Here is a 14,225-nt window from a genome sequence, read left to right as displayed (position 1 = left end):
ATTTCCCGGATGCTTTCAGGCAATAGATCAGGTTCAAGGCGACCAACACTGCTGCCCCCGCAAGCGCCATGATCAAACGGGCTGCGCAAGGCCATCAAACCAAACCCAAGGACACTCCGTGAGTGTGGTAGAACCTTGGGACTCAGATCAACTCTCGTCCTGGCGATGCGTAAAGCAGGCAGAAGAAACCGGTGGAAGGATTACAAATCCCGCAGGCGGATATCGCAAGCGACTGTTTTCAAGTGTCCTCAGCCGCCAGCTGTTTGGCGGCCAGGTCAAATCGGGTTACACACCCTCAATCTCCATGGTACGGAATTCATTTTTCAGCCAATTGTGCCGGGCACACATCGGTCTTGTGAAATGCTGACGTATCAATTTGCTCATGGCCTTCTGGATCAGCACCGATGTCGTTGCCGGGTATACTTCAGTTGTAAACAGCGACACTGTGCGAACGAAGTTGCTACCGGGAAATGGCATAGCCTTTACGCTGTTGTGAAACCTCTGCGTTCGATGGAAACACGCGGCGGTCGTGATTGCCCACCCGCTGCCCTGCGCAACCAAGCCGATGATGGATTGATTACACTCCAGCTCAAACCGGTTGGGCAGGCTGTATTTGCTCCGGGCCAACTGCGTTTCGATCTGCTTGCCGATCACATAGTCACGCGAATACCTCAACAAAGGCAGGTTGGCATCTGGATTAAACAGCTCTTCAGGAGACCCTTCAAACTTGTTGGGAACCACGACGATGAAGGGGTCTCTCATCAAAGGGTATTCGATCAGCCCCTCAGTACGACCCAGTGGTCGAGTGGCGACGCCTACGTCAAGCTTATGTTCCTGAAGTTTGGCAAGAATTTCGTGGCTGGGGCGGGTGAAATGGCGGAAATTGCAACGCGGCAGAGCCTGCGCCAGAAAACGAACAAGATCGGGCGCGATCTGATTGTCAAAATCATCGATCAAAGCCAGTCGCAGGTCCGTCGCGTGCTGCCAGTTTCCCGTTCGAATTTCGGCCTCACCGCGCTTCAGCACAGTCAGACCCTCACGCACATAGCGAGCGAATACCTCGCCTGCCGGTGTCAGGCCCATGGGGCGGCGTCCGTGGTCAACCAATTCAATGCCCAACGCGCTTTCAAGGCTGCGCAGGTGGTTCGAAACTGTGCTGATCGACAAATCTGTTTCTGATGCGACTTGCTGAATCGATCCGGATTTGGCGATCAGCTGAAAAACTTCCAGCCATCGAAGACTCAGAGATTTGGACACGGCAACCGACCATTGTTTCGATTTGTTCGAAACTAGCGAAGCAAAGAATTGCCCCTTCGGCAATGGTGAAGTTGATCGAAAGGCTCGCTTCTAGGCTTTCATACGTGTAAAATCCGGATCGTATGGGCTTGGATTGATAACTGTCGCACCTATTCGTTTCCCGCAACTATCCAATTCCAATTCGCGGCCAACCTCCGCCAGGGACGGATGAACGAAGGCATGCGCCAGATTCATTTCCGTGCGATGCCCCCATTCGCCGGACGTGACAGTACCAACGACATTATCATCCTGCATCAGAGAAGCCCCAGGATGCGCCGGACCGAGAGTTGACTCAATACGTAGAGGGACCAGCTTGCGCCGTGGTCCTTCTGACTTTCGTTTCAACAAGGCATCACGCCCCACGAAAGCGCCCTTGTCCAACCGGACGAAGCGATCCAGACCGGTTTCAAAGGGATCAAATTCCGTGATCAGATCGGCTTTCCAATGCAAAAAACTCTTCTCCATGCGCATGGACTCGACAGCCCTGGCACCAAACAGTTTCAGCCCGTGCGTTTCGCCCGCCTTGCGCAAGGCAAGATAGGCCGCATAGAGCGAGGCGTTGGGAACATGGATTTCGTAGGCCAGCTCGCCCGAGAAACTGAGGTTCATAACCGTTGCAGAAGCAATACCAACAAAGCACTCGCGCACACTGAGCCAAGGGAACGCATCTGCCGACCAATCTCCTCTGGCGCAGGCTGACAAGACAGAACGCGACTTCGGGCCGGCCAGAACCAGAATGGTCTGATCGTTCGTCAGGCTGCGCAACTGAACGTCTTCATTGCTGCGCAGATGTTGCCGCAACCAATCCATGTCGTGAAATTCGCTCGCTGCGGCAGAGCCATACCAAACGCGGGCCGGTCCCCGGTCGCTGGCGGGCAGATTGGCAATCGTCGCTTCTGCCTTGATCATACCGTGGTCGTTCAACAGGTATCCCAACCCGACACGCCCGTCACGCCGAGAGACAAATCCACAAAACAACCGGTCCAGGAATGCGTGCCTGTCGGATCCTGTGATCTCGATGCGGTTGAACCCGTTGACCTCTGCAAGCCCGACGCCGGTTCGAGTGCTTTCGACTTCGGCAGCTACCAAGTCGAAGGTTTCGTCAAAATCGAAACCGAGCTTCGGCGAAAATCCGGGATCGGGTTTGATAAAATCCACCCTCTCCCACCCGTTGACCACAGTGAACTCGGCCCCTTCGGATGCCAGAACAGGCGTCAGAGGGGTCGTCTTGGCGGGTCGGCCTGCAGGGCGATGTTCATGCGGAAAGTGGAACCTGAATTCGTTCTGATAATCTTCAATCGCCTTTATTGCCGTGAGTTCCACATTTGCATGTCCGGCGAACCTTCGGGGATCGAGGCACCACGTGTCATAACATGCCTCGCCATGCACGATCTGCTGTGCCAGCAACCATCCGTGACCGCCACCTTCACCCAGCCCGGCCCGCAGGCCAATGATACAAAACGCATTGCGTTTTCCCGGGATTGGACCGACCAGAGGCGCCCCGTCAATTGTGTAGGTGATTGGCCCGTTGACCACGGTGTGAATACCAACCTCCATCAAGGCAGGCATGCGCGCGAAGGCCCCTTCCAGCACATCGGTCACACGGTCCAGATCATCCGGGCACAAAGCGTTCACGAAGTTCGGATCAATACCGTCCATACCCCAGGTCTTACATCCCTGCTCGTAGAACCCGAGTAGCAGCCCGTTCTTTTCCTGTCGGCAATAATAGTCGCTGATCGGGCAGCGCAGCAGCGGCATCCGATGACCGGCATCCCGGATAGCCTCGATTTCTTCGGTCAGGAAATACTGATGTTCCATGGACGACACAGGATGATGAACACCCATCATGGCGCCGACTTCGTTGACCCTGTAGCCGCAGGCGTTGACGACGACATCACAGTCGATATCCCCGTGCTCGGTATGCACGGTCCAAGTGTCATCGCTGTGCTGTGTCAGCGCGGTCACCGGCGTATTTCGATACACCTCGGCACCCGCCTTGCGTGCCCGGCGCGCAAGGGCCTGGCACAGTTGCGCTGGATCGATGTCGCCGTCCAGCGGATCCCAAAGCCCGCCGATGAGATTATCGGTCGAAATCAGCGGGTGTCGCCGGGCACATTCATCCGCATCGATCACCTCGAAATGCACGTCCATCCCCCGCGCCATCGACGCGAAGTGACGATAGCCTTGCATCTGTCCTTCAGTATTCGCCAGACGTATCCCACCGTCGGCGTGGTGATAGTTGATAGGGTAATCCGGATCGTCGGCCAGTTCCTTGTACAGATGAATCGAATGAGATTTCAGACCGACCATCGTCTGGTTCATGCCAAAATTTGTTACCTGCGCGGCCGAATGCCATGTCGTGCCCGAGGTCAGTTCATTCCGTTCGACCAAAACCACATCTGTCCACCCTTCCTGGGTCAGGTGGTAGAGCGTCGAACACCCGGCGATCCCGCCCCCTATCACAACGGCTCTGGTACGCGACTTCATGGCACTGCTCCTTCATTTTCGGCACCAGTCTTGCTGAATAACGGGATGGGCAGACAACAGGGCAATTGCGGGTGCCGGAAAATCGAAACCGCGATTTCGGATTCTGAAAACGGCACTTCTTCTTTGATACCGGGACAAGTTGGGTCCTACGGTGCGGGAAAACGCAAGGTAACGTAAACGAATGCCATCGGAGAGCGTCAAAAGAAGCGGTCGAAAGGCACGGCACGCACAGCGTGCGGCCAAGCCCGTTTTTGATCCTTGCCCGCCCGGTCAGAAAGGCGGGACATTCAGGCCCTTAAGCATTTCGGAAATTGAGAAAATTTACGACACCGCGCTGCGTCTGCTGGAAGAGTTGGGGATGGGAGATGTTCCGGAAAGGCTGGCCATCGACCTCAGGGAAGCGGGGGCTCAGGACCGGGAACAGAACCGGCTGGTTTTTCCCCGTTCCATGGTCAAACAGGCCATCACCTCGGCCGCGAAGACGTTCACCTTCCACGGCCGGGATGAAAACCGGTCCATCGAGGTGGGTGGAGACCGCGTGTATTTTGGCACCGGCGGTGCTGCGGTTCAGACACTTGATATGAACAGTGGGCTTTATCGCCCGTCCACATTGGCCGATCTACATGACTTCACCCGGCTACAGGACACGCTGGCCAATGTCAGTTGGTTCACCCGGTGCTGCGTGGCGACCGACGTCCCCGATGTGTTCGAACTGGACGTCAACACCGTTTACGCTTTGGTACGCAACACAACCAAGCCAATGGCAACGTCTTTCACGTTGGCGGAACATGTCGGCCCGATCGTCGAGATGCTGGACATCGTCGCCGGGGGGGCTGGGAAATTCGCCAAACGCCCCTTCCTCAAAGCGCATATAAGTCCGATCATTTCACCAATGCGATACGGCGAGGATGCCGTGGATGTGGTTTATGAATGCATCGCCCATAACATACCGATGTCCTGCATCACGGCCGCGCAGGCGGGCGCAACTGCCCCGGCAACTCTGGCCGGATTTCTGGCGCAATCACTGGCCGAAACGCTGGCCAGTCTCGTGATGGTCAACACGATCAAACCCGGCTTTCCAATGATCTTTTCCAACTGGCCCTTCATCGTGGATCTCAGGACCGGCTCTTTCGCAGGGGGCAGCGGAGAGACTGCGATCCTGAATGCGGCGTCAGCGCAAATCACGAACTGGCTGGGCTTGCCATCAGGTGTGGCCGCTTCGATGGCCGATGCCAAGGCCATCGACGCCCAACATGGCGCTGAAAAAGGCATCACATCGCTGGCGGCAGCGCTGGCAGGAGGCAATCTGATTTATGAAAGCTCGGGGATGACGGCATCTCTGCTCGGGGTCAGCTTCGAGGCCTTTGTTCTGGACAACGAAATGCACTCGCACACATATCGCGTCTTGCGCGGGATCGAGGTCACTGAAGCGAACCTTGGCTTTGACGCCATATGCCATTCGGTTCTGGGCGAGGGGCACTTTCTGGGCAGCGAGCAAACCTATGAAGCCATGGAACGAGATTACTTCTATCCGAAGCTCGCCGATCGTCAGGAGCCCCGCACGTGGCAAACAGACGGTGCACTGGATGCGTGGTCATCCGCGCGGCAAGTCGCTCAAGAGGTGTTAAGCACGCATCACCCTGAGTATCTCACCTCAGAGCAAGACGCCGAAATACGCCGACGTTTTCGTATCCTGCCCTGAATGATGGCGGGCATTCCCAGCACGATGCCGAACCGTTAGGGTCACTGAAGAAACTTACAAAGGATGGGAAATCATGGCCGATTCATTTTTTCAACCGGTATCAGCCATGGAACTCGCCCGATTTGCCGGCATCCCCGCGTTCATGCGCCTGCCTATTCTGCACATGGAACACGAACGGATCACGGACGTCGAACTGGGCATAGTAGGTATTCCCTGGGACGGCGGAACCACAAATCGGCCCGGCGCACGACATGGCCCACGGCAACTGAGGGACTATTCCACGATGATCAGGGCGATGAACCCGGTTACGGGTGTAGCACCATTTTCAATGGTGAACTGCGCGGATCTTGGAGACGTTGCCCCCAATCCTGTCGACATAGAAGACACGCTGGATCGGGTTACGCGTTTCTACACTGATCTTCGAACCCGCAACATCACACCATTGACGGCCGGAGGGGATCACCTGACCACCCTGCCTGTCCTGCGTGCCCTGGCCGCTTCTGGTCCGGTTGGCCTGATCCAGTTCGACAGTCACACGGACTTGTTCGACACCTATTTCGGAGGTCACAAGTTCACCCACGGCACCCCGTTCCGCCGCGCTGTCGAGGAAGGGTTGGTGGACCCCAAGCGTTTTGTACAAATCGGAATCCGTGGCACGGCCTACAACACTGAAGATATCGAATGGGGAGAGGCACAGGGCATCCGCATTATCCGTATCGAAGAACTGTTCGACCGGGGCATAGACGACGTCATGAACGAAGTGCGCGAGATCGTTGGCATGCAGCCGGCCTACTGCACCTATGACATCGACTTTGTTGATCCAACTTACGCCCCCGGTACAGGAACACCTGAAATCGGCGGGCCCAACAGCTTTCAGGCCCAGCAGGTCATTCGCAAGATGTCCGGTCTGAACCTTGTCGGCGCCGATCTTGTCGAAGTGTCACCGCCATTCGACCCCGACGGTGGAACGGCGTGGCTTGGCATCTCGCTGATGTTCGAGTTGCTTTGCGTTCTGGCACAGGCGATCGACGCGCGGCACTAGACCCGCGCGACATTCTCGGCGATCATCGAAATCATCTCGAACATCACCGCTGCGGCTGTCAGCGCGGTGATGTTGTTGGGGCTGTCCTTGGTCGGCATCATGCAGACCACGTCGCCGCCGACGATGTTCAAACCGCGCGCCGCGCGCAGGATGCCGACCGCCTCATCGATGTCAAAGCCCTTCTCACCAGGTTCCAGATTAGACACGGCCGGCGCGACGGTTGGGTCAAGACAGTCCAGATCGAAGGTGATGTAAACCGGGCGGTCGCCCAAAACCTCTTTGGTCTGCGCTACGACGTCCTGTAATCCGCGCTGTCGGAACTCGCGCATGGTGACGATGTTGTAGCCGTAATCGTACGACGGCTGCAGCCAGTCCAGACTGCGTGGATGGCCGCGCAACCCTATCTGCATAGAACGGGTTGGATCCACCTGCCCCTGATCGGCCAGATAGGCCCCCCAGTGGGCCGCAGATTTCTTTGCCCCCAGAAAGTGATCAACCTTGGTGAAGACATCCGTATGCGCGTCCAGATGAAGAAAGTTGACCGGCTGTCCGCCAGCAAGTTTGCCGCCACCCAGGGCCTGCACAATTCCACCGGTGATGGAATGGTCGCCTCCGATGGAAACGGGGCGCGCTCCGGCGGTGTCTATGTTCTTGTAGAATTCAGTGATGCGTTCGATGCAATCTTCATTGTCGTTGGCCTTTGGAAACGGCACATCACCAACATCGGCGATCCGCGCGCTCTGCCAGGGATCAATTTCAAAAACCGAATGCACCCTGCGTTGCACGGCCGAGACATGCCGCAACGCACGAGGCCCCAAGTGCTGGTCCCTTTCGGTCGTGCCGTTGCCAGTTGAGTGCGGCACACCTGCCAGCGCGATATCCTGCCCTTCTGGCCCGACATTGGGACAACGGAACAATGTAGGCACGCCCCACCAATACAGGTTGTCCATCATCGACTGTTCATACGGATCTGTCATGGTTTCCCCGGATCAAAGAAAAGCGCCCCCGATCGGAACCGGGGGCGTCTGCGTTCAGAGTTTTTCGTCTTCTCGCCGGAACGCGCCCTGCACGATCCGGTCCATGACCATGGCAAGGAACAGGATCGCAAAGCCACCCAGCAGGCCCGGCCCCTTGGCGGCGTATTGCAGCGCCTCAAGGATTTCCTTGCCCAAGCCGCCCCCGCCGATCAGCGAGATGATCACGACCATGGACAGGCACATCAGGATTGTCTGGTTTACACCCGTCATGATCGATGGCAGCGCCAGAGGGATTTCAACATCCTTCAACAGTTGCCATTTCGACGCGCCAAAGGCGACGGCAGCCTCTTTGATGCTTTCCGGAACCCCTTGCATGCCCAGTGCCGTCAGTCGGATGACCGGCGGCATACCGAAGATGATGGTGGCCAGAATTCCCGGCGGATTGCCGGTGCCAAAGAAGGCGATGATCGGGATAAGGTAAACAAAGGCGGGAAGCGTCTGCATCAAATCCAGAACCGGTTCCGCCGCGCGATATGCGCGCTGCGATTTGCCGAACCAGATACCCAGCGGAATGCCGAAAACCACGCAAAGTAGCACCGCCGCACCGACCAGAGCAACCGTTTCCATCGCCACGTCCCAATACCCCAGCAACGCGATATAGGCCAAGGAAGATGCGGTGAAGATGGCAACCCTTGGTCCCGCCGCACGCCAGGCTGTCACACAGATGACCAACATGACCACCGGCCAGGGTGACCCGATCAGTGCAATTGTCAGCGCATCAAGCACCGACCGGACACCCGCCACGATCCCGTCGAATACGTCGCCACCTGCTGCTGCTGCTGCATCAATCCTGGCCTCCATCCAGCTCGCCAGAGTCGAGAACAGTGTGCCGTTCCCTTCACCCAGTATGATCGCGGACACTTGCTGTTCGGGGAATGCGTCCAACAATGGAAGGGATGCGTTCACGGTGAACTTGTAAACAATCAAAGGTCCGATTGCAGCGACCAGGATCGCACCCATGACGATGTTACGGGTCGAACGCCCGCTTTCCGTGCTGTCCGGATCGATGCGCCAGTTAGAATACTGTTTTTCGTAAACGCGGTCGGCGTAGAACCCTTGAACCACCTTGAAGACCAGCAACATCAACAACCCGGTAATCAGGATGCCTGCCGCCTCGGACTGGGCGGCGGTAGCCCTTTCCAGACTTGTGGCCGCTGCTTTTTGTATGTTCTCGGCCAGTTTGGTGAAACGGTCGATATCGGCCTGTTCCGTGGCATCCGCTGCGCGTGCCAACAGCTCGGCCGCGCGTTCCTGCTGACGCGCTGCGCGCTCGGCGAAATCCGCGCCGGGATTGCCCCACGCGCCCCTGCCGATTTGGACCCACGCGATGATCTCAAGGATCAGAAAGGTCCAGAACATGCCCCAAACGGCGCGTGAAGCAGACCAGAATGGCCCCAGAACGGCGGCCCACTTATTGAACGTGTTGGGAATTGCGCTGGTCGCATCATGAATTTTGTGGAACACGTTGACGTAGTAGTCTCCGTTCGGACCAGCGAACTCCTTGATGGAAAGATCCAGGGCCTCGCGATCGACCTCGATATCAGAGGCGGCCGTTACTTTCATCTCTGTTGCAGCATCAGTCATTTTTGCCCCCCTGGATACCACGCAACAAGCGTGGCTTGGTCACGACGCCCACATCAACGCCCGCATCCGTGATGACGACCGGCAAATCAGAATTCACGGCCAGGTCGATCAGTTGATCCAGATCCGCGCCCTCGTCCGCTCGGGGCGCACCGTCGAGTGGCCCTGAATAACTGTCCAACGGCTCCATGATGGAATGCGCTTTGACCAATTTAAGTTTTGAGATGCCCTGAACGAATTCCCGCACGTAATCGTCGGACGGGTTCATGACGATGTCTTCGGGTGTTCCGATCTGCACGATAACGCCGTCCTTCATGATCGCAATCCGGTGGCCAATTCGAATGGCTTCATCCAGATCGTGGGTGATGAACAATGTGGTCTTCTTCAACTGTGCCACAAGTGCTTTGAACTGGTCCTGCAATTGCAGGCGGATCAGCGGATCAAGGGCAGAGAAAGGTTCATCCATCAAAAGGATTTCCGGGTCCGAAGCCAGCGCCCGCGCGATCCCCACGCGTTGCTGCATCCCGCCCGAAAGCTCCTTGGGTAGTCGATCCTCATAACCTGTCAGATTTACCAGGCTCAATGCGTGATCCGAGACAGCCCAGCGTTTGGACTTGGAAACCTTTCGGATTTCCAAAGGATAGGCCACGTTATCACGCACTGAACGATGCGGCATCAGCGCCATGTGCTGAAAGACCATACCAATTTGCTGGGCGCGAATGCGGCGCAACTCGGATTCCGACAGCTTCGATACATCGTGACCCAGAATTTCGATCCGACCTGCCGTAGGTTCGATCAACCGGTTCACGTGTCGCACCAATGTGGACTTGCCCGAGCCGGACAGCCCCATGATACAGAAAATCTCACCCCTCGGCACTTCGAACGTGGCGCCCTGAACGCCGACAACACAATTGAACCGCTCCAGAACTTCCGGCTTGCCTATGCCTTCGTTTCTGACCGCTTCCATTGCCTCTTCAGCACGCGAGCCAAAGATCTTCCAAACGTTTTCTAATTTTACGACAGGTTCGTCCATTTTTCCCCCACAGGGCGATGCCCTGCCCGACAGAAAAAGGCCGCCACGGTTTTGCGCGACGGCCCAATGAGTGGTGATTTAGTTAGTCAGCCAGCCGATGACGGTGTCCTCATTCGCAGCCACCCATTCCTTGGCGAACTCAGCGGCTTCGACGTTATCGACCGCCAGTGCCTTACCCATCGCGCTCAGATCGTCTCCTGTCATCTGGTAGTTGCTGAACAGGGCAGCCACTTCGGGATAGGTCTCTTCCAGTTCCTTGGCGTAGTGCAAGTGAAGCGTCGCCCCGTTCCAGGCCGAGGACGCCTCGGACTTGGACAGCCAATCCGGATCATCCGTGGGCTGAACGATTGTCCAAGTGGCCGGATCGTGGGGCGGTTCTTCCAGAACCGTCAGGTCCTGTGTCACGAAGATATAGTGGGGGCTGTAACAAAACCCGATCCACGGGTCGCCCGCCTTTGTCGCGTTCGCCAAATTGGCATAGGCAATGGTTTCCTCGTATTCCGTCAGATCGAAGATCTGGTCATAGCCATAGGACTTGGCCCGGATCTTCTCGACAACGGTCGAAGCCCAACCCGGCGCACCGATCCATACCTCAGGTGTTCCGTTACCATCAGTATCAAAGATCGCAACCTTGTCGGGGTCGCTCAGATCATCAATCGATTTGATGTCATATTGTTCCGCGATATAGGTCGGCACGCACATACCCTGCTCGGCCTGAACCGGGTTTTGGTTCATGACAACGGTGCCGTTTTCCTTGACATAGGTATCATGCAGGTTCTGCTGGTTGGGCATCCACACTTCCGGGTGGACTTGCATTGAACCGCTGTCCATAGCTTCAAATACAATCGGGTTGGTGCCGTTTTGCAATTCCACGTCCAGGCCGAGGTTTTCTTCGATCACGACTTCAAGAATATGTGCCGTCGCGTTCACCGAGGCCCAGTTGGGCACACCGATTACAATATCCGCGGCCATGACCGGCCCGGCAATCGCAAAGGACGCGCCTCCTAGTAGCGTTGCTGTTTTTTTCATCTGATATCTCCGTGTTGAATAGTTTCCGCGCTTGTTTTTCTCGCCCATACGGGCAGTAATGCGCTCTGGTTCAGGTCTGGAAAGGCCGTGCCTTTCGGGTTTTTGGGGCCAGCAAAATCACAGGCTTACATGGCTCCAAAAGTGAAGCATGTGGATGCGTTGCCCTTCAAGAGATACGTTTTTTTACCTTTTGAATGCGGAATTATCGCAAGTTAGTTTCGACTTAATGCGATTCAGTGAGGTGCGTCCGACATCTCCGAAACCGGAAGTGCCCACAGGTATAATGAGCGCTAAAATCGCTCGGGCAGACAGCGTAACCAGTCTCAACACGGTCGGGCAGCTTGCCCTTTTGGTAGGCAAAGCCACCTTTCGGCAAACACTGATTGCGTCTGGCTCTTTGAGTTGCGCGCGCTCTTTCCGTAAAGGCGGCGTGGAACCTCCTCTCATTTTTTGTCCACCCACCCACTTCAACGAAGTCCTTCTGACCAGACTCAGTTCAACTCTCTGTGAAAAGTGGTGCCTAACCAAACTTTGAAGCTGGCTTTCATCTACCTACTAGTAGATAGTTTTCATGTCGTAACCATCAAAGAGAACTGACCCAATGGAAATCAATTCGGACTTCTCTGACCGCGTCGTCGTTCACTCAGACCAGCTTGCGTGGCAGGCCTCTCCCATGAAGGGGGTGGATCGCAGGATGCTGGATCGGATCGGAGGCGAGGTCGCCCGGGCCACCACTATCGTGCGTTATGCGCCAGGCAGTCATTTCTCTGCACACACCCATACTGGCGGTGAGGAATTCATTGTCCTTGACGGTGTATTTCAGGATGAACATGGCGATTATCCTGCGGGGACTTATGTCCGCAATCCGCCCACCACGCAACACACTCCGGGTTCGGAACCGGGCTGCACGATCTTCGTCAAGCTCTGGCAGTTCGACATGGACGATCGCAACCAGTTTCACAAAAGCATGGTGGATGAGCTGGGCGCGCCCATAGACGGTGTCGCCACCGCAGTTTTGCATATGGATGAGCGCGAGGTCGTGAGCTACAGCCATCTTGACGCGGGTGCGTTCCTGAGATCGGACGCATCTGGCGGGATCGAGCTGCTGATCATCGACGGGTCAATCACCGAAGGCGGGGATGAACTGGTCAAAAACGATTGGCTGCGCCTGCCTGACGGTAAAAGCCTGACGGCAGTTGCGGGGCCGGACGGGGCCAGGATCTGGATGAAGACAGGCCACCTGCCTTTTGCGCGACCGCCGGCGGCGTAACCGATGGGTGAACTAACATCCCTGGCGCAACAACCCCGGTCGGACCGGCCCCAAAAGCTGGACCTGCGCCCTTCAAGTGAGGGGTTCTGAACCATGCGCACGGATACGCTCATCATCGGCGGGGGCCTTTCAGGGCTCAGCCTTGCGACACAGCTTGTGGATCAAGGTCAGGAGGTGCTGGTCGTTGAGGCGCGCAACCGTCTGGGCGGGCGCATTCTGACTGAGGCTCGGGGCGACGGCCGTTTCGACATGGGTCCGGCCTGGTTCTGGCCCGGCCAGCCACGGATTGCCGCGCTGATCGAACGACTGGGCCTGCACAGGTTTGACCAATTCAGTTCCGGCACGCTGAGTTTCGAAGATGAACAGGGCCGTGTTAAGCGCAGCCGCGGCTTTTCATCTATGGAAGGGTCCTATCGTCTGATGGGGGGGCTCGCTGCCTTGACAGACGCGCTTTCGGCACGGTTACCGGATGGGGTAATCCAACTGTCCACGCAGATCACCGCATTGGCGCAATCTGAAGGTGAGGTTCGGGTCACCACTCAATCGGGTCGGCATATTTCGGCGAGGCATGTAGTGCTTGCCATACCCCCACGTATCGCGGCTGAGTTGATCTTTGAGCCCGCCTTGCCCGATGGCACGTTATCAGCCATGCGGGAAATCGCGACTTGGATGGCAGGTCAGGCCAAGACGCTTGCGGTCTATGACACTCCGTTCTGGCGTGACGACGGACTGTCTGGCGATGCCATGAGCCGACGCGGTCCCATGGTGGAAATCCACGACGCGTCACCTGCCAGCGGTGGTCCCTTCGCGCTGTTCGGTTTCATCGGCATTCCCCCACATACTCGCCGGGATGAAGGGGTGTTGCGGCAGCAGGTTCTGGCGCAGTTGGGGCGATTGTTCGGGCACAAGGCAACCAGACCCAGCACGCTTTTCCTGAAAGACTGGGCGTTCGACCGCTTCACAGCGACCGATCTGGACCTTCAGCCGTTATATACCCATCCGCAATACGGCTTGTCGAAGGCCATGACGCGAATCTGGGAAGACAGGATCATTTTCAGTGGCACTGAAACAGCCGCACAATTTGGGGGATACCTTGAAGGTGCATTGGAAGCAGCAGAGACGACCGCGGCATTGTTGAGCGCAAAAAGGATGAACGCGGCATGGAAATAGACACAAAGACCGCTCTGCTGAATTCTGCCGAGTTTGCCGTGCGCAGCAGAGGCTTCGACGGGTTCAGCTATGCCGACCTCGCCGAAGAGGTGGGCATCCGCAAGGCATCGATTCACTATCACTTCCCAACCAAAGCCGCGCTGTCAGCAGCTTTGATGGACCGTTACCATACCGAGCTTACCGGGCGCTGCGCCGAGATTGAGGAAACTCATGACACGGCCGGCAAGCGAATGCGTGCGCTGATCGCGCTGTATCGCGCGGCTATGAACGACGGACAAACTCTGTGCTTGTGTGTCTCGCTGATCATCAGCCGGGAAAGCTTGTCTAAAGAAGCCACCGACAAGATTCGCGCGTTCCGGCGTATGATGACCCGGTGGATCGAGGAAGTGTTTGCACTTGGTAAAGCAGATCTTTCGATCGTGGGCGTTGGGGATCCGAAAGCAGAAGCACGCGCCACATTGGCCTTGCTGGAGGGCGCTCATCTGACTGCACGGGCCGAGAGTAGCGTACAAACCTTTGATGAAGCGGCGGAAATACTGAAGGCGCGGTGCTTGTGACACGGACCTTATCTTGCTCGT

At 56.8% G+C, this 14,225-nt stretch carries 11 protein-coding genes; 5 read left to right on the top strand and 6 right to left on the bottom strand.

Annotated elements, in window-relative coordinates; all coding sequences use genetic code 11:
- Positions 1–285: 285 nt before the first annotated feature.
- Together AC2FLP_RS01610 and AC2FLP_RS01605 are read right to left on the bottom strand one after the other, a co-directional pair.
- Positions 286–1,257: a LysR family transcriptional regulator gene (locus AC2FLP_RS01610; RefSeq protein WP_299636856.1), complete on the bottom strand. Its 972-nt coding sequence runs from the start codon at positions 1,255–1,257 to the stop codon at positions 286–288.
- A 90-nt stretch (positions 1,258–1,347) separates the two neighbouring features.
- A complete protein-coding gene (locus AC2FLP_RS01605; protein WP_496681170.1) occupies positions 1,348–3,783 on the bottom strand; it encodes a GcvT family protein in 2,436 nt (811 codons plus the stop codon).
- 181 nt (positions 3,784–3,964) lie between these two features.
- On the opposite strand from AC2FLP_RS01605, the gene AC2FLP_RS01600 reads away from it, so the two are divergent.
- Positions 3,965–5,485 (top strand): trimethylamine methyltransferase family protein, encoded by a 1,521-nt coding sequence (locus AC2FLP_RS01600; protein WP_496681173.1) that lies wholly within the window; start codon positions 3,965–3,967, stop codon positions 5,483–5,485.
- A 73-nt stretch (positions 5,486–5,558) separates the two neighbouring features.
- Positions 5,559–6,527 carry an agmatinase gene (locus AC2FLP_RS01595; protein WP_496681176.1) on the top strand — a complete coding sequence of 323 codons (969 nt, stop codon included), beginning with the start codon at positions 5,559–5,561 and terminating at the stop codon, positions 6,525–6,527.
- Here the strand turns inward: AC2FLP_RS01595 and AC2FLP_RS01590 are convergent.
- The 4 genes from AC2FLP_RS01590 to AC2FLP_RS01575 form a co-directional block, all read right to left on the bottom strand.
- Positions 6,524–7,504, bottom strand: coding sequence for an arginase family protein (locus tag AC2FLP_RS01590; protein WP_496681178.1), 981 nt, complete (start codon positions 7,502–7,504; stop codon positions 6,524–6,526). The genes AC2FLP_RS01595 and AC2FLP_RS01590 overlap by 4 nt on opposite strands.
- Before the next feature lie 54 nt (positions 7,505–7,558).
- Positions 7,559–9,148 carry an ABC transporter permease gene (locus tag AC2FLP_RS01585; protein WP_117868508.1) on the bottom strand — a complete coding sequence of 530 codons (1,590 nt, stop codon included), beginning with the start codon at positions 9,146–9,148 and terminating at the stop codon, positions 7,559–7,561.
- The gene (locus AC2FLP_RS01580) at positions 9,141–10,178 is read right to left on the bottom strand and encodes a quaternary amine ABC transporter ATP-binding protein (RefSeq protein WP_171362600.1); all 1,038 of its coding nucleotides are present in this window, start codon (positions 10,176–10,178) and stop codon (positions 9,141–9,143) included. The genes AC2FLP_RS01585 and AC2FLP_RS01580 overlap by 8 nt, the downstream gene beginning before the upstream one ends.
- Before the next feature lie 78 nt (positions 10,179–10,256).
- Positions 10,257–11,207, bottom strand: coding sequence for an ABC transporter substrate-binding protein (locus AC2FLP_RS01575; RefSeq protein ID WP_299636850.1), 951 nt, complete (start codon positions 11,205–11,207; stop codon positions 10,257–10,259).
- A 601-nt stretch (positions 11,208–11,808) separates the two neighbouring features.
- On the opposite strand from AC2FLP_RS01575, the gene AC2FLP_RS01570 reads away from it, so the two are divergent.
- The 3 genes from AC2FLP_RS01570 to AC2FLP_RS01560 all read left to right on the top strand — a co-directional run bounded on the left by AC2FLP_RS01570 (position 11,809) and on the right by AC2FLP_RS01560 (position 14,204).
- The gene (locus tag AC2FLP_RS01570) at positions 11,809–12,477 is read left to right on the top strand and encodes a cupin domain-containing protein (protein WP_496681182.1); all 669 of its coding nucleotides are present in this window, start codon (positions 11,809–11,811) and stop codon (positions 12,475–12,477) included.
- 93 nt (positions 12,478–12,570) lie between these two features.
- A complete protein-coding gene (locus tag AC2FLP_RS01565) occupies positions 12,571–13,647 on the top strand; it encodes a flavin monoamine oxidase family protein (protein WP_496681185.1) in 1,077 nt (358 codons plus the stop codon).
- On the top strand, positions 13,638–14,204 hold the full coding sequence (locus tag AC2FLP_RS01560; protein ID WP_496671586.1) for a TetR/AcrR family transcriptional regulator: 567 nt from the start codon (positions 13,638–13,640) through the stop codon (positions 14,202–14,204). The genes AC2FLP_RS01565 and AC2FLP_RS01560 overlap by 10 nt, the downstream gene beginning before the upstream one ends.
- Positions 14,205–14,225 lie beyond the last annotated feature (21 nt).

This window comes from Ruegeria sp. CDSA141 (genome assembly GCF_059612005.1).
The sequence above is the reverse complement of the archived record's forward strand: the minus strand, read 5'-3'. Positions and strand labels throughout refer to the sequence as shown.

Coding starts and splice junctions, on each gene's coding strand:
- AC2FLP_RS01605 (WP_496681170.1), bottom strand. CDS start 3,783: ATGAAGTCGCGTACCAGAGCCGTTGTGATAGGGGGCGGGATCGCCGGG.
- AC2FLP_RS01600 (WP_496681173.1), top strand. CDS start 3,965: ATGCCATCGGAGAGCGTCAAAAGAAGCGGTCGAAAGGCACGGCACGCA.
- AC2FLP_RS01595 (WP_496681176.1), top strand. CDS start 5,559: ATGGCCGATTCATTTTTTCAACCGGTATCAGCCATGGAACTCGCCCGA.
- AC2FLP_RS01590 (WP_496681178.1), bottom strand. CDS start 7,504: ATGACAGATCCGTATGAACAGTCGATGATGGACAACCTGTATTGGTGG.
- AC2FLP_RS01585 (WP_117868508.1), bottom strand. CDS start 9,148: ATGACTGATGCTGCAACAGAGATGAAAGTAACGGCCGCCTCTGATATC.
- AC2FLP_RS01580 (WP_171362600.1), bottom strand. CDS start 10,178: ATGGACGAACCTGTCGTAAAATTAGAAAACGTTTGGAAGATCTTTGGC.
- AC2FLP_RS01575 (WP_299636850.1), bottom strand. CDS start 11,207: ATGAAAAAAACAGCAACGCTACTAGGAGGCGCGTCCTTTGCGATTGCC.
- AC2FLP_RS01570 (WP_496681182.1), top strand. CDS start 11,809: ATGGAAATCAATTCGGACTTCTCTGACCGCGTCGTCGTTCACTCAGAC.
- AC2FLP_RS01565 (WP_496681185.1), top strand. CDS start 12,571: ATGCGCACGGATACGCTCATCATCGGCGGGGGCCTTTCAGGGCTCAGC.
- AC2FLP_RS01560 (WP_496671586.1), top strand. CDS start 13,638: ATGGAAATAGACACAAAGACCGCTCTGCTGAATTCTGCCGAGTTTGCC.